13 protein-coding genes are annotated in these 16,715 nt (G+C 49.0%); 7 read left to right on the forward strand and 6 right to left on the reverse strand.

Features of this window, described 5'->3' with window-relative positions:
- Positions 1-184 precede the first annotated feature (184 nt).
- Positions 185-2,029: a membrane protein insertase YidC gene (gene yidC, locus ACTJJS_RS00845; RefSeq protein WP_440662057.1), complete on the forward strand. Its 1,845-nt coding sequence runs from the start codon at positions 185-187 to the stop codon at positions 2,027-2,029.
- A 73-nt stretch (positions 2,030-2,102) separates the two neighbouring features.
- Positions 2,103-3,032: a M20/M25/M40 family metallo-hydrolase gene (locus ACTJJS_RS00850; protein WP_440662058.1), complete on the forward strand. Its 930-nt coding sequence runs from the start codon at positions 2,103-2,105 to the stop codon at positions 3,030-3,032.
- A 3-nt stretch (positions 3,033-3,035) separates the two neighbouring features.
- Here the strand turns inward: ACTJJS_RS00850 and ACTJJS_RS00855 are convergent, their stop codons facing one another.
- The 5 genes from ACTJJS_RS00855 to ACTJJS_RS00875 all read right to left on the reverse strand — a co-directional run bounded on the left by ACTJJS_RS00855 (position 3,036) and on the right by ACTJJS_RS00875 (position 5,148).
- Positions 3,036-3,656 carry a SprT-like domain-containing protein gene (locus ACTJJS_RS00855; RefSeq protein WP_440662059.1) on the reverse strand — a complete coding sequence of 207 codons (621 nt, stop codon included), beginning with the start codon at positions 3,654-3,656 and terminating at the stop codon, positions 3,036-3,038.
- Between the two features lie 6 nt (positions 3,657-3,662).
- Positions 3,663-3,971 carry a hypothetical protein gene (locus ACTJJS_RS00860; RefSeq protein ID WP_440662060.1) on the reverse strand — a complete coding sequence of 103 codons (309 nt, stop codon included), beginning with the start codon at positions 3,969-3,971 and terminating at the stop codon, positions 3,663-3,665.
- A gap of 77 nt (positions 3,972-4,048) precedes the next feature.
- A complete protein-coding gene (locus ACTJJS_RS00865) occupies positions 4,049-4,222 on the reverse strand; it encodes an AtpZ/AtpI family protein (protein WP_168869753.1) in 174 nt (57 codons plus the stop codon).
- Positions 4,223-4,238: 16 nt separating this feature from the next.
- Positions 4,239-4,658, reverse strand: a complete 420-nt coding sequence (locus ACTJJS_RS00870) for a bactofilin family protein (RefSeq protein ID WP_168869752.1) — start codon at positions 4,656-4,658, stop codon at positions 4,239-4,241.
- Between the two features lie 157 nt (positions 4,659-4,815).
- Complete coding sequence (locus tag ACTJJS_RS00875) at positions 4,816-5,148, reverse strand: hypothetical protein (RefSeq protein ID WP_246496591.1); 333 nt, start codon at positions 5,146-5,148, stop codon at positions 4,816-4,818.
- 270 nt (positions 5,149-5,418) lie between these two features.
- On the opposite strand from ACTJJS_RS00875, the gene ACTJJS_RS00880 reads away from it, so the two are divergent.
- From ACTJJS_RS00880 to ACTJJS_RS00890, 3 genes are all read left to right on the forward strand, one after another.
- The gene (locus ACTJJS_RS00880) at positions 5,419-8,469 is read left to right on the forward strand and encodes a tetratricopeptide repeat protein (RefSeq protein ID WP_440662061.1); all 3,051 of its coding nucleotides are present in this window, start codon (positions 5,419-5,421) and stop codon (positions 8,467-8,469) included.
- A gap of 241 nt (positions 8,470-8,710) precedes the next feature.
- Positions 8,711-11,113, forward strand: a complete 2,403-nt coding sequence (locus ACTJJS_RS00885) for a transglycosylase domain-containing protein (RefSeq protein ID WP_440662062.1) — start codon at positions 8,711-8,713, stop codon at positions 11,111-11,113.
- A gap of 162 nt (positions 11,114-11,275) precedes the next feature.
- On the forward strand, positions 11,276-12,433 hold the full coding sequence (locus tag ACTJJS_RS00890) for a thioredoxin family protein (RefSeq protein WP_440662063.1): 1,158 nt from the start codon (positions 11,276-11,278) through the stop codon (positions 12,431-12,433).
- Positions 12,434-12,503: 70 nt separating this feature from the next.
- On the opposite strand, the gene sucC is transcribed toward ACTJJS_RS00890, so the two are convergent.
- Positions 12,504-13,715, reverse strand: a complete 1,212-nt coding sequence (gene sucC / locus ACTJJS_RS00895; RefSeq protein ID WP_168869747.1) for an ADP-forming succinate--CoA ligase subunit beta — start codon at positions 13,713-13,715, stop codon at positions 12,504-12,506.
- Positions 13,716-13,843: 128 nt separating this feature from the next.
- Between sucC and ACTJJS_RS00900 the strand changes: the two genes are divergently transcribed.
- On the forward strand, positions 13,844-14,665 hold the full coding sequence (locus ACTJJS_RS00900) for a purine-nucleoside phosphorylase (RefSeq protein ID WP_168869746.1): 822 nt from the start codon (positions 13,844-13,846) through the stop codon (positions 14,663-14,665).
- Positions 14,666-14,704: 39 nt separating this feature from the next.
- Complete coding sequence (locus ACTJJS_RS00905) at positions 14,705-16,663, forward strand: putative porin (protein ID WP_440662064.1); 1,959 nt, start codon at positions 14,705-14,707, stop codon at positions 16,661-16,663.
- The last annotated feature ends 52 nt before the right edge of the window (positions 16,664-16,715 follow it).

Genomic DNA, 16,715 nt, shown 5'->3' on the forward strand with positions numbered 1-16,715 from the left:
GATAGGCCAGGCAGCCATATTCGCTGCATTTTAAATATATAAATAATCGGAAAATCAGGAGTGGCCGCTATTTTAGCCGGGCCCAACATGGGTTTCACCTGTTTAACAGGCCTTTCACCTAAAAAGGGGTGCTCAAATGATAAATCCTGCTTACCTTTGCTGCCTAAATTTTTAATTGCATTTCATGGATAGAAATTCGGTTATTGGGTTTTTACTGTTAGGTGTTTTACTGGTAGGATATATTTTCTATAACCAGAAACAACAGGGAACCATCGCCAGGGAGAAAGCCCGGCAGGATTCCATTGCAAATCTGAACAAGCCTAAAGCGCCTGTTGCCGATTCACTGATGGCCACTGCTAACGGAGGAACACTGGATTCAGCCCACCAGGCTCAACTGGCCGGCGAATTTGGTCTTTTTGCCACCGCTGCGGTAGCGCCGGTGCAGACAACAGTGATGGAAAACGATGATGTTAAAATTACCTTCTCTAATAAAGGTGGTCAGCCAATCAGCGTTCAGCTGAAAAAATTCAAGACTTCTGAAGGCGGACCATTAATGCTGGCACAGGGATCTTTTAACCGTCTCTCTGTAGAAGTACCTGCCAGCGCCACTAAAGTGCTGAACAGCGCTGACCTGTTTTTCACTGCCGGCCCGGTACAGAAACTGGCAGACGGCGGACAGTCCATCAGCTATCGCCTGAATACTTCCAATCCTGCGGTATACCTGGAATTTGTGTATGGTATTAAACCTGGCAGCTACATCGTTAATTATAATGTGCATGCTGTCGGTTTCCAGAACATCCTGCCAGGCAATCAGAACTACCTGACCCTGCAATGGAACAGCCAGAACGACAAACAGGAGCATGACATGGAGAACGAGCGCCTCAACAACCAGGTGCACTACATGTTTGCCAACGATAAACATGACTATTTCACGCTGCAACGTACCAGCCACGAAAAACTGGACAACAAACTGAAATGGATCAGCGTAAAGCAACAGTTCTTCAATACCACCCTGATCGCTAAAAGCGGCAGCTTCGACGCGGCAGACGTGAACACCAAAGTGCCACAGAGCGGCAATATCGTGGGACAGGCCTTCACCTCCCTCACGATCCCTTACAACCGCGCCAACGATTTCTCTTTCCCGATTGATATCTACTATGGCCCTAACCACTACAAAACACTGAAGTCTTTTGATCTGGGCCTGGAAAAAATCATTCCGCTGGGCTCCGGTATTTTCGCCTTCGTAAAATATGTGAACAAATGGATCATCATCCCGGTGTTTAACTTCCTCAGCGGATTTATCGGTAACTATGGTGTGATCATCATCCTGCTCACTATCTTCATTCGTTTGCTGATTGCGCCTTTCACTTACCAGAGCTATGTGTCTCAGGCCAAGATGAAAGTGCTGAAACCGGAAATCGATGAGCTGCGCGCCAAACACGGCGATGACCAGCAGGCTTTCGGTATGGACCAGATGAAACTGTTCAAGAGCGCCGGTGTGAACCCACTGGGCGGCTGTTTACCAGCCCTGCTGCAGCTGCCGATCCTGGTGGCCATGTACAGCTTCTTCCCGTCTTCCATTGAGCTGCGTCAGGAAAGCTTCCTGTGGGCAAAAGACTTGTCTACTTACGACTCTATCCTGAACCTGCCGTTCAACGTGCCTTTCTATGGCAACCACGTGAGCCTGTTCACCATCCTGATGACCATCACGAGCCTGATCCTGGCCTTTTATAACCGTGGTATGACCGATCAGAGCAATCCGGTGATGAAGTACATGCCTTACATCATGCCTATCATGCTGTTGGGTATCTTCAACCGCCTGGCTGCCGCGCTTACCTTCTACTACTTCCTGTCCAACGTGATCAGCATCCTGCTGCAATGGGTGCTCCAGACTTTTGTCATCAACCACGACAAGATCCACGCACAGATCCAGGAGAACAAGAAAAAGCCTGTTTCCAAATCCAAATGGCAGGAAAAGCTGGAAGAAGTTCAGCGTCGCCAGCAGGATATGCAACAGCGCAAAAAATAAGCAGCAGATAATTATCCAAATAAATAGTAAAGCCCCCAGCCCTCCGCTGGGGGCTTTTTTCAACTGATAGTATATGAAGAAAAGCTTGTTATTGATGATGATGCTGGCAGGAGGAATGTCAGCCGCCTATGCACAGGACACCATCCCTGATGCCCGCCGTATACAGGAAACCGTGAATTATCTCGCTTCCGATAAACTGAAGGGCAGAGGCACTGCCGAAAAAGGAAGCCGTACCGCCAGCCGTTATGTGGCCCGGCAGTTTAAGAAACTGGGACTGAAACCCGCCAACGGCGGCAGCTATTTCCAGGATTTTACCTTTGACCGCAACGCGCACAAAAACATCCCGAGCCGTAACGTAGTGGCTTTCCTCGATAACGGTGCCGCCCGTACGATTATCATCGGCGCACACTATGACCATCTGGGCACCGCCGGTCTTTTCGATGGCAAATATCCGATCGGCCAGATACACAATGGCGCCGATGACAATGCGTCCGGTGTGGCCGGACTGTTGGAACTGGCCCGGCATTATGTGAAAAACGCCGGTAAAGAGCCATTTAATTTCCTGTTCATCGCTTTCGGGGGTGAGGAGCTGGGACTGCAGGGGTCGAAATATTATACCGCACATCCGCTGATGCCGCTGGACAAAGTACATTTCATGCTGAATATGGACATGATAGGCCGCTACAATCCGGAAAGAGGTATCGGTATTGGTGGTTATGGCAGCGCACAGGAATGGCCGGAAGTGTTTAAAGATGTGCAGCAACCCGGCATAAAATATTTCACTGATGCAGCCGGAAAGGGTGCGTCCGATCATCATAACTTCTATATCAGTAAAGTGCCGGTACTGTTTTTCCACACTGGCGGGCATGATGATTACCACAAGCCCACAGACGACGCGCCTAAATTGCAGGCAGCGTCCGAAGCGGGTATTTTGCAGCTGGGCATTCAGCTGATCAATAAAGCCATGGCTTTCCCGGAATTACATTATGTGGGAGAAAAATAAGGACTAGTTCAGCACTTCTACTTCGTAGACAGGACTGAACAGATAAATACGTTTAGACGCTACCTCTTCACAGCGGTAGCGTTTTCTTATTCTTTCCCCTTTGCGGAAGATGCGGCCGTCTTTGGTTTTGAAGAGTTGATGCAGGGGGAGCTGTTCTACAAGGAAGTGCGTGTCTTTGCGGTCGTCGTAATTGCGGAGCACACGCATCAGGTTTTCGTCGGCACAGCTGCTGGCCGCGGGGTTGGTCATACTCTGGCGTACGGCCAGTTCCACATCATGGGGCAGGTATCCTTTGCCTACAAAGCCGCGGAGAATGTCAGAAAACTCCTGTTTCCATTCCTTGCCATGTGCTGGTACCCGGTTGGCGTATTTATTAAAGGTGGTAAGGTGAGCGATTTCATGCAGTAAGGTAATAAGAAAAGAATACCTGTTCAGCGATCCGTTGATGCTGATCCGGTGTCCTTTTCCGTTTCCATCGGGGTGACGGTAGTCACCCAGTATGCTTTGCCTTTCCCGGGTGATGGTGAGATGGACTTTATATACTTGTAAAAACTCCATCACCTGGTCAAAGGTGCCTTCGGGCAAATAGGACGCTAATGCATGCAGGGGCGCCTCTTTTTTCACAGCCAATTACTTTTTAAGCCTGGTAAGCCGGAAGAGGCTCCATGTTTCAAATACGGTGTACAACAGGTACAAGGACAATAGCAAAAAGATGGTCACTTTACTGACGTCGGGCCGGTAAACGAGCACATAAATGGCAATACCAATTACGCACAGCATCAGTTTGCTGAGTGTGGAACCGTATACAGCGCGGATGAAGGCATTGTGGTTGGCAGAGGCGAGCCCTTTGCGGCTCATCAGGTAGGAGGCCAGTGTGATAAGTGCCATAGCCAGATTGCCGGCCAGCAGCACATAAAAGTGTATGCCGGTTTCCAGCAATCTGGGTTTGAAAAATATTATCAGGCCGTTTAGAACGCCAAAAATCGAAAATAATCTGATTAAAAATCTATCGCTCATTACCGACGGGTGTCTTTTATAATTTGCCACAAAAGTATGGCTAAAGCCAATAAAGAAAAAATGATCAGGAACAGGGGGAACCGCCAGCCCATTTTCTGGTCCAGCTTGTACCCCGCAAACACTCCCAACCCCAATGTGGTCATCATTTGAAACGCCAGTCCGGCATAGCGCATGACCGGATTATTACGTTTATTCGGCTTCCTGGAGGACGGATTTTCCATGTTTCTGCGTTTCTGGCTGCTGGTCGTCCATGTAGCAACGGCCGTTGAACTTGGCTGTAGGCTCCATTTCGAAATGAGCAGTATACACATCTCCCTTTACGAGTGCATTCCCTTTCAGGAACAACAGCTCTTCCACTTTGATGATACCGGTCACTTTACCGAGGATGTCTGCGCTCTGACATACCAGGTCGCCGGTGATGTCGCCTTCCGGACCGACCACGATTTTAGCTTTGGTGGACACCAGCCCGTTTACCTGGCCGTCTATCCGGATATCTCCTTCACATACGATATCGCCCTGGATAGAAGTGCCGCTGCCTATAATGTTAATAGTCGACGTGGGTAACAGGTTCTTGCTATCACCCTTAGAGTTTGATTTGTTATTAAACATAGGTTTTCAGGTTTTTCAGCTTTAATAATGTAAATATATTTAAATATTTTGTTATTTGATTATTTGGTTATTGGGCAGAGATATGGACATGGCTATTCTGAACAATCAATCACAATCAATCAAATAACAAAATTCCCAAATGGCAAAATTTCTAATTTTAATACGTGCTGTTGTCTACTTTCGGCACTTTTAACATGGTGGTATCCAGTTTGCCGGTAAATTCCCCGTTGATCACCTGTTTGATGTTTTTCAGGTAGAGATCCCGTTGATTAATGGCTGTTTCCAATGAATCCGCCCGCATTTTCAGGTGGATGAACTCCTTGCGTTGTTTCAGGTCTCCATAGCCCGGGATATAATAACGTAATGGCGTAAATACTACTGTGGCCACAGTAATGGCTACCAGTAATACAAACAGGGTGCTCAAAGCTATATAAACACTCATTCTGGACAGTTTGAAGGAGGTCACTTCTTCATAGGTGTCATCATTCATAATCACCAAACGGTATTTATGACTGAGTTTTTCAAGGTTTCGTCTGTTGTTTTTTTTCCCCTTCTTGGCCATTTTTTTGGTGTGCTTATAGAGATTTATTCGTTTTCAGGCGGCTAAAGTTAATCAATCCCACCAATCAATCCACTATTTTATCCTATCTTTAAAATATTTTTTCAAACTTACAGTTATATATACAGCCTATACACCCTGGCATCCATGAATCGCTATAAATCGCTACGTCATTATCCGGTATTAATTTTTTTGTTGTGCATGGCTCCGGCGGTTTTGGCTCAAATCAAGCCCCGCAACCAGGCGCAGCAGCAGCAGCCACGACAACAGGACCCTCAAAGTCAGTCCCAAAAGCCGCTACTCAACAAGCCGCTCTTCAAACCAAAAGAGCCACGCATACAGGACAGGCGGCCACCTTCCGAAGTGATGCTGGAAAAAAAACACTGGACTCTCAAACGCAGGTTCTTTCAGAACCTGGCGACCCGCTATAACTATTACTTCCATGCCCGGGTAAAGCTGGACAAGGTGGTGAAAACCGTCAGCCGTGACGGGCAGGACAATTATAATGTACTGCTGCCATTTTACCCTACCAGCCTGCAAAGTCAGGGATTCAGCAAAACCGAACTGGACTCCGTGATCGAAAAAACCAATATGGCCATCCAGTTGCACGACCCCCGCGGAAAATGGATCGATGACTGTTTCCTGCTAATGGGGCGCGCCTACTTCTATGAAGGCGATCTGGAAAATGCCAATAAAACCTTTCAATATATCAACCTCACTTTCGCGCCCAAGAAAAAAGACGAATACAAAACCGTTGTGGGCGCCAGTGAAAATGATCATATTTCCATTGCCACCCGCGAAAAACGGAAAGGTATCCTCGGCCGCTTCAAACACGTGTCCGCCCGTAACGATGCCTTCCTCTGGCGTGCCAAAACCCTGCTGGAACAGAAAGAATATGATGAAGTACAGGCGCTGCTCAACATCCTGAGCACCGATCCTTACTTTCCGGCCCGCCTCGATGGCGGCCTGGCGGAAGTGAGGGCCTACAGCAACTATATCCAGGGCCGTTACCCCGAAACGATTGAACCGCTGAAAGTAGCCATCGATAAAAGCCACGACAGGGTGGCCAGGGCCAGGATGCATTTTATCCTCGGTCAACTGTACCTGCAACAGCACCACGCCGATTCGGCCATGGACAAGTTCCGCGATGTGATCGCGTCCAGGCCGGACCCTATGATGGACTTTCAGGCCCGTCTCCAGATCGCTAAAATCAACGCAAAAAAAGAAGGCGGGCTGGCGCGCAGCCAGGAAGGTCTGCGCCACATGCTGAAGAAAGAGCGCTTTAGCCGCTTCCGGGACGCCATCCTCTACACCATGGGCACCCTCGCATATCCCGCAGATGCGGAAGCTGCCCTCGGTTACCTGCAGAAATCACTCAAAGCCGGTGGTGACAATATGGTGCAGCGCACGCTCACCTACAAGGCCATCGCCGATATCTACTATGATCAGCGCCAGTACCTGGACGCCAAAAAATATTACGACAGCACCGCCGGCACCATGACGCCCGACTTCGTGGATGCGGCCACTGTCAATGTACGCAAAACAGTCCTTGCCGACGTAGCTGCCAAACGTGCTGTAATTCAGCGGGAAGACAGCCTGCAACGAATTGCTGCCATGCCGGAATCCGACCGTAATATTTTCCTTGCTAAAATGGCGGCCACCCTTAAAACAGCCGCTGCGGAAAAGAAAAAGAACGATGCCATGCAGGGCGCCAATTCGTATGACAACCCGGCCTTCGGGATGAACAACAACGGCGCCTACAGCCCCAAAGAAGAAAAAGGGGACTGGTATTTCTATAATCCTGCCAGCAAATCGACCGGTTACTCCGAGTTCAAACGCCGCTGGGGCAGCCGTCAGGTGGCCGATAACTGGCGCCGCAGCCAGGCCGGCAATCTCCATGTGGCCAATAACAACGATGCTCCGGTACAAATGAGCACCGACGGCGCCACTGCCGCTGCCACACCGGAAAACCTGCCACCAGACAGCATTACCGGCGAACGCCTGGCACAAGGGCTGCCGCTGACGCCGGAGAAACTGGCCAACTCCCATAAACTGGACCAGGACGCCCGTTTTGAACTAGGCAAACTGTATTACGATAAACTGGAAAACTATCCGCTGGCGATAGAAACCTACGACTCGCTGCTGCTCAAATATCCGGACCACCCGCGTAAACCGGAGATACTCTACTCCCTATACGTATGGCATGGTAAACTGAACCACGCTGCTGATGTGGCCCGCTTAAAAGATATCATCCTGAAGCAGTACGGTAATACCAACTATGCGGATATCATCCGCTCCGGCGGCAACCGCGATACGGACCTGGCCCGGAAAAAGACTATCAGCGCCACTTACGATTCCGCCTATACGGCTTTCCGCAGCGGAGACGTGGCCGGTGCGCTGGCTATCAAACACCGCGCTGACAGCACCTATGGCGTTAACTTCATGCAGGGCAAGTTTGACCTGCTGGAAGCTATGGCTATCGTTAAGCAGGACACCCTCATTGGCGTGGACAGCACCCAGGCTTCCCGTAAAGCCGTGCTGGCGGTGATGAACAAATACCCCGGCGACGAAGGTATCCATCAGCAAACACAAGCCCTGCTGGACGCGCTCGATCATCGGAACGAACTGGTAAACTATCTCGCTAAACTGGAAATAAGGAAAGATAATAATGGCGGCCCGCTGCTGGATGAAAATATTTCCATGAAATATCCCTGGCAGAACCCGCAACCGGTGCTGGTAGACAGGATCAATGGCGCCAAAACACCGGCAGCCCTGGCAGATTCTGCCCACGTCTCTAATCAGATAGCCGGTAATGTGCCTACTGCGCCTATCGCTACGGTAGCGCCGCCGCCGCCGCCCAAGCCGATAACACCTTACAAACTGTCGGCAGACAACCCGCACTTCGTCGTGCTGGCGTTTCAGCGTGTCTCCAAAGAATTGATGGACGAAGGGCTGAACCAGTTCACCCGTTACAATGCCTCCAAACATGCTACCGATAAAATCGAAGTGGGCAGTTTTGTGTTGTCTCCTTCCGAAACCATGCTGATATTCAGAATATTCGCGAATGAAGACAAAGCCCTGAACTATTTCGATGAAATCCGGGAAGAAGCCGCTGTCAGCATTATCCCGCGGATAAGGCCTGCCGATTATTCCTTTTTTGTCATATCAAGAGATAATTTCATATTGCTTAACAGCACGAAAGACCTCATCGGTTACAGGAAGTTTTTTTCGGACAATTATGTAACACAATAATAGCAAGTCTTTTACAGCAAACTCAGGGGCTTGCGCCGGATAAGGGAATGTTAAATCCGGCAGCAATACCGGCCGGCATCATTAAATCTGCAAATATTTAATAGATTTGTGGGTCAAACTGTTAGTAAACAGGCCTGTTTATTGCTGTTAGAGGCTGTTTATTAAATATTTATTTTAACAGCCAACGATAGCAACTGTCCAAAAAACTCGGCGTACGCCGCAAAACAAATTAATATAGCGCATGAAAAAATCGGTGAAAATATTGTGGCGTGTAGCGTTTGGTATTTTAGCACTGTTCGTTCTTTTAATCTTACTGATCAACTTCAGGGTCATCGGCAATATGCCCTCCATGGAGGAACTGGAAAACCCGCGCGCCGCGCTGGCTTCCGAAGTAATAGCTGATGACGGGACCATATTGGGCAAATATTATCAGGTTGACCGCTCCAGCAGCGACTTCAATGAGATCTCCAAAAATGTGATCAATGCCCTGATCGCTACGGAAGAAACCCGCTTTTATCAGAACTCCGGTATCGATGCCAAAGGCACTATGGCCATCCCTTTTTACCTGCTGATCGGTAAAAAGCGCGGTTCCAGCACCATCACCCAGCAGCTGGCACTCAACCTGCAAACAGATAACCTGGGTAAACAGCGTGCCACCAATCCCGTTAGCAGGGCGTTCCAGAAACTGCAGGAGTGGATCATCGCCGTGAAACTGGAAAGAAACTTCACCAAACAGGAAATCCTGACACTGTACCTGAACACGGTCGCTTTCGGTGATAACGTATATGGTATTGAAAACGGCGCCCGTACTTTCTTCAGTAAAGATGCCGGTCACCTTTCCATCGAGGAAGCGGCGATACTGGTGGGCATGCTGAAAGGCAACACCCTCTACAATCCCCGTCGTAACCCGCAGCTGGCCCTGGCCCGCCGTAATACGGTGATAGACAACATGGTGGATGCCAATTTTATCACCCCAGCAGAAGCTGCCGCTGCTAAAAGCAAGCCTATTGTATTACACTATAATAAAATAGATCACAACAAAGGACTGGCGCCTTATTTCCGTGAAGTGCTGCGTGATGAGGTGAAAGCTTGGTGTAAAGACCATAAAAAAGCAGACGGCACGCCGTATAACCTTTACCGTGACGGCCTCAAGATCTATACTACCATCAACCCACGTATGCAGTTGTATGCCGAAGAGGCGGTGTCCCGTCACCTGCAAACCCTGCAGAAATACCTGTCTAACCAAAACGACGTGAAAACAGGCAACGTGTGGAAAAAATGGCCGCAGTACCTCGATAAATACACGAAAGAATCTGACCGCTACCGTAACATGAAAGAAGCGGAGGCTTCTGATGAAGATATTACCAAGTCCTTCAACACCCCGACCAAAATGAAGGTGTTTGCCTGGAAAAGCTTTACAGAACCGGACCTGAACGAGATTGATACCGTGATGACGCCGCTGGATTCCATTAAATACATGCGTGCGGTGTTACAGGCCGGCTTCATGGCCATGGACCCTGAAAGCGGTGAGGTAAAAGCCTGGGTAGGCGGTCCGGATTTCCGCTACTTTAAAAATGACCACGTAGCTAAAACCCGCCGTCAGGTTGGCTCTACCTTTAAGCCGTTCCTGTATTGCTTTGCGATCATGAACGGTATGTCGCCCAATACCATGCTGCCCAACGAACCGATCACTATCGGCAACTGGACACTGACCCGCAACTCTGAAGGCAGCGTAGGCGGCAGTATCTCTATGGCAGGTGCATTGGCCAGATCTCTCAACCTGGTGTCTGCCTATCTGATTAAACAGATTGGCGCCAAAGCCTTTGCAGACTTTGCACAGAACAAAATTGGTTTCACCAGCAAAATAGAACCTTATCCATCCATCGCGCTCGGGGTATCTGAAATATCCCTGTACGAGATGTTGCAGGCCTACACCATGTTCCCGGCCAGAGGTATCAATACCAAACCGATCTATATCACCCGTATAGAAGACCGTTACGGTAATATCCTTGAAACTTTTGCCCCGGTGAAACGTGAGGTGATCAGCGAGAAGGAAGCATACACCATGGTGAAGATGATGGAGGGCGTATTGCAGCCCGGCGGCACCGGCGCCCGTATGCGCGGCACTTATAAAATGCAGGGTGAAATGGCCGGTAAAACCGGTACCACTAACGATAACACCGACGGCTGGTTTATTGGTTACACCCCTAAACTGCTGGCAGGCGCCTGGGTAGGTTGCGAAAACAACTTTATCCACTTTGCCACCACCGGTATAGGTCAGGGCGCCAATACAGGTCTGCCTATCTGGGCCTATTTCATGCAGAAAGTATTTGCCGATAATACACTGAAAGTTACCAGCAGTGATAAATTCCCGGTACCGGCCAATATGACGGATGAAACCTACTCCAACTTTGACACCAACGTGAAACCCGGTGCAGAAGCGGAAGATATCGGCAACGGTTCCGAATCCGACTACCAGACCAATGAGGAAGACATGTACTCACCAGGGGCTGATAAGCCGGCGCAGGAAACCACCAGGCCCAAAGAGGAGAAACCGGTAACGCCAAAGCCTAAAGAAGATAATAAAGACAAGGGAACACCTGTCACACCCAAAGCAGTATATCCTCCTAAAAAAGATAGTTAATCATAACAGGGGCTGACCATAAAGGTCAGCCCTTCGTTTTTTATATCATCGCCCTGAATTGCCGTCTATCCAATATCCTATAGGATTACAGGGATATTACTTACTATTGCGGTCTTAGAAAACCAAACCAACCAACCAACAACCAAACCATTAAAAAAGCGTATGCAAAAGCTAACCAAAGCATTGCTGGTAGCTGCGTTATTGCCTGTTATGGCCGTAGCACAGGACAGTACCCAATTCATTAAAGGCACCTGGAAAGAGCTCACCAACAGGGCCAGAAAAGAACACAAACCTATTTTTATCGACACCTATTTTGAAGGTTGCCATGCCTGTAAAGACATGGAAGTAAAAGTTTTTCCACGGCCGGAAGTAAAAAAGTACATGGAAGAAAATTTTATCTGTACCGGTTATGACGTGTTCAAGGAAGAATTTGGGATGGAGATGTGCCGCAAGTATTTTATGCGCGGCTTTCCCACTTACCTGGTTATTTCCGGTGACGGCCAGTTGCTGGACAGAAGCTCCGGTTACCAGGAGCCTGACAGGTTCATGGCCTTTCTGAAAAACAATATTGTCCGTTACAAAGCCGGTAAAACACTGGCCGGTTTTGGCAACAGCTTCTCCTCCAAAGACCCCGCTTTCTACAGGGCCATGTGGGACAAGAATTACAAAGGCGGAGATAAAGACGAGATTGCGGGGTATCTGGCCAAACAAAAAGACAAGCTGGCCGAATCCACCTTTAAGGTAATGCAGATGGCTGCTGTACTGCCGGATGATTACCGCACATTTTACCTGAAGAACCGGGGCGCTTACCTGGACCGTTTCGGTGAAGATCTGAACATCAATATCATGGACAAACTGCTGAAGCAGGACATAGCTGCGCTGCCAGCCACCCTGGACAAAGCCGCATTTGACGCCTTCCTGCAAAAGCAGCAGGCCGTATACCGCCCGGAGGATTGGAACTATGTGCAGATGTATTACGCAGAAAACTACCTCTATAAAAAATGCAAAGATGTCAGGGCATTTCTCGAATTTGCCACAGCGCATCCGGACCGCAACGAAAACAGGGTGCGGTATATGCAATTTTATCTGGGAGCGGAGTTAGCCAAAGATGCTGCCCTAAAAGCGCAGTACCTGAAATGGGCAGATGCGGTGGTGACTGCCGATGCCAGTCTGGAAAACCTGCAAGGACTTGTGCGGATGAGCAGGGGAGTAGACCAGGCGCAGGCCAGGAAGTTCCTGGGCTGGGTGATTGATAAAAAGAAATCCTGGGGGGATGATACGGCGAAAGAGGAAGCCGAATTGAAGAATTTGGGCAGTTAAGGCCCGAAAAATCGAAAAAAAAGCGGAGATCAGCTGATCTCCGCTTTTTCAATATTTGATAATCCAATGATTAGTTCAGTGCTTTGTTCACCAGGTCAGCAGCTTCACTGAGGAGGGTCGCAGACTGTACTTTCAGGCCGCTGGCTTCGATCAGTTCTTTTGCTTCTTTGGCGTTGGTACCCTGTAAGCGTACAATGATCGGGACGTTGATGTTGCCGATGGATTTGTAGGCGTCGATAACACCCTGGGCAACCCTGTCGCAACGAACGATACCACCGAAGATGTTGATCAGGATAGCTTTTACTTTAGGGTCTTTCAGGATGATGCGGAAGCCTGCTTCAACAGTTTGCGCGTTGGCAGTACCACCTACGTCCAGGAAGTTGGCCGGATCACCGCCGCTCAGTTTAATCATGTCCATGGTAGCCATGGCCAGACCGGCGCCGTTAACCATGCAACCTACGTTACCGTCCAGTTTCACGAAGTTCAGGTTGTATTTACCAGCTTCCACTTCGGTTGGATCTTCTTCGGTGATGTCGCGGAGGGCTTCCAGGTCAGGGTGACGCATCAGGGCGTTGTCGTCCAGGTTTACTTTGGCGTCAACGGCAATGATTTTCTCGTCGCTGGTTTTAAATAACGGGTTGATTTCCAGCATGCTGCAATCCAGTCCTACGTAAGCGTTGTACAGGTTGGTAACAAATTTCACCATGTTTTTGAACGCTTCGCCGCTCAAACCGAAGTTGAAAGCGATATTACGGGCCTGGAATGGTTGCAGGGCCATGTTGGGCTTTACCCATTCTTTGTATATTTTTTCAGGAGTACTGTGCGCTACTTCTTCGATATCCATACCGCCTTCAGTAGAATACATGATCACATTCTGGCCTTTAGCGCGGTCCAGGAGGATAGACAGGTAAAATTCCTTTACCGGATTAGGGCCAGGGTAATAAACGTCCTGTGCTACCAGTACTTTGTTTACCAGTTTGCCTGCTTCGCCGGTCTGTATGGTTACCAGTGTGCCACCCAGGATGTTGCCCGCAATGGTTTTCACATCTTCCGCATTTTTTCCTACAGCCACACCTCTCTGCTCAGTTCCACGGATTTTACCTTTACCGCGTCCACCAGCGTGAATTTGCGCTTTAACCACTGCAAACTCATTACCATACTGCACCTTCAGTTGCTTGTAAGCTTCGGCCGCTGCTTCCGGTGTTTCTACCGGAATGCCTTCCTGAACCGGTACATTATATTTTTTCAACAGTTCTTTAGCCTGGTACTCGTGTAAATTCATCGCAATAAAATTTGCCGCTAAAATAGGTCATTATGATTTAAATATAAAACCGCATTCATTTGTGAATTAAAAAATAACTTTGCGCGGGTTTGTTTTTTAAATCCGACTTTTAATTAATGCATAAACAGATGAGTGAATTAACGGACCAGATTAAAGAAGCTGGGGATTATATCAGAAAACACTGGCAGGAGACGCCTGTGGCCGGGGTGATATTGGGAAGCGGGCTGGGTAACCTGACCGGTGAAATAGAACAAAGCATCGAAATATCTTATCGTGATATTCCCCATTTCCCCGAATCTACGGTGGAAGGGCATTCCGGGAAGCTGATACTGGGATATATGCAGGGCAGGCCTATTGTGGCAATGGCCGGCAGATTCCACTATTATGAAGGGTTTTCCATGAAACAGGTCACTTTTCCGGTAAGGGTGATGAAGGAACTGGGCATTCATACCCTGTTCATTTCCAACGCTGCCGGCGGTATGAACGCAGACTTTAAGGTGGGTGACCTGATGATCATCAGGGACCATATCAACCTGCAGCCGGAGCACCCGCTGCGTGGCCGTAATGAGAATACACTGGGCCCCCGTTTCCCTGACATGAGCGAACCCTATTCCAAAGAACTGATCCTGTCAGCGTTTCAGATAGCTGCAGCCAACAATATTGACCTGCATACCGGCGTATATGTAGGCGTACAGGGCCCTACTTTCGAAACCAGGGCGGAATATAAATATATGCACATCATCGGCGGAGATGCCGTAGGTATGAGTACAGTACCGGAAGTGATCGTAGCGGCACATGCCGGCCTGAAAGTCTTTGCCATGAGCGTTATCACCGATATCGGCATCCGTGAGGAAGAAAATGTGATCACCCATGAGGAAGTACTGGAAGCGGCCCATGCGGCAGAACCCAAGCTAACGCTTATCTTTAGTGAATTAATCCGGCAACTATAAACGTTTTGTCATTTTCGGATGAGGCAATTTCTTATTATCATGGTCCTGCTGTTGGCAGGTAGTCATTCCTTAATGGCACAGTTCAATACCAGCCGGTTCGGCAATACGGGCGGTGGCAGCGGCTCCAGTAAAATGCAGCGAGACACGATGCACCACCACGAAGAGCCGGACACGCTTACATTGACTTACCGTTACCTCGGTGAGCCGACGGATTTTACCATCGACTCGTCTGTGGCGGATTTCAATATCGACTTCCTGAAAGTGCCGGCCAACTATATGACGCTGGGCAACAGTGGTTCGGCTGCCCGTAATATCATCTTTACACCGCTGATGAAACCCGGATTTGACGCCGGTTTTCATGCGTACGATATCTATGGCTTCAACCACGCCAATGCCAGGTTTTATAATACCAACCGCCCTTATTCCGAACTGAACTACCTCGTAGGCAGCAAGCAGGAACAGGTGATTGGCGTAACCCACACCCAGAACCGTACGGACCGTTTTAACTTCGCCTTCGACTACCGCAAGGTGAACGCGCCCGGCTACTACCGCACGCAAACCACCAACCACGATACCTACCGGCTCACCGCCCGTTACCAGAGTAAGAACAAGCGGGCCAATACTTATCTCAGCTTTTACTACAACAAACTCAATGGGGGTGAAAACGGCGGCATCAAAAGCGATACCTTCCTGGCGAATAAAGACTACAGAAACCGCCAGAGCATTGATGTAAACCTTGGTAACCAGGAAGTGACCCAATATGCCTTCTTCGGTACCAAAATTCCCGTAAAATCGCAGTACCAGGAAACCGGGCTGCTGATCCAGCAACAGTACGACTGGGGCCGCGGAGATACCCTTCACATCAACGACTCAACAGACTATTACCGCTACCGGCCTATTTTCCGGGTGCAGTACACGTTTAACTTCCAGAACAACAACTACCAGTTCATCGACAATAGTCAGGATACTTTTTTCTACACCCGGCATTATGGGTTTGACTTCATCAGGGCCGGTGATACCATCCAGGCCAAACACCAGTGGAAAACAATCTCCAATGACCTGTCGCTGATACAGTTCCCGGTACTGGGCAACCTGGGCCACTTTATTAATCTCGGCGCCCGCTTTGAAAGCATTACCGGCACCTTTCTCGATGCAGACATCAATTTCACCAATCTTGCGCTGCACGGGGAATACCGCAACAAAACCCGCAATAAGCAATGGGACTTCTCTGCCCGTGGCGAGTTTTACGTAGTGGGACAGAATATCGGGGATTACAGTATTTACGGTAGTTTGCGACGACATATCAATGACCTGCTGGGCGACGTGAAGTTGTCTGTCAGCAACGTGAACCGGGAACCATCTTACGTATACAAGTTTTTCAACAGTAACAGGGATACGTGGTACAACAGTACTACTGCCAAGGAAAATACCACACAGCTACAGTTTGCGGCCGAAAACCCCAAACTGAAGTACGGCCTGGCAGTGAACTATTTCCTGTTTACCAACTACACATACTTCAAGGATTATTTCCACAGCGCGCAGTCACCCAACCTGTTCAACCTGTTACAGGTGGTGTTTAGCAAGAAATTCACCATCCGCCCGTTCTCCTGGTATGCGGAAGTGGCTTTCCAGCAGCGCCATGGCGAAGGTCCACTCAACGTGCCAGCTGTCTGGACACGTCACCGCTTTGCTTTCGAGAAATTGTTGTACCGGAACCTCAACCTGATGACAGGGCTGGAATTCCGCTACAATACCTCCTATAACGCTGACGACTACTCGCCGTTGCTCGGACAGTTTGTTTACCAAAACACGACCAGCGTGAAATACAATGCGCCGGACATTGCTGCGTTTGCGCATTTCCGTATCAAGTCTTTCTCCGCGTTTGTGCGTGCAGAAAACCTGAACGTGTTCTTCACACAGAACAACCATTCCGCCCCGCTGTACCCTTACAATAACTTTGATTTCAGACTGGGACTGCGTTGGTGGTTTATTAACTAATCAGGCAATTCATCATGCTGCATCTTGTGTCTCTTTTAAGATACAAGATGCA

The sequence above is a fragment of the Chitinophaga sp. 22308 genome (genome assembly GCF_052045305.1).
Lineage (GTDB): Bacteria > Bacteroidota > Bacteroidia > Chitinophagales > Chitinophagaceae > Chitinophaga > Chitinophaga varians_A.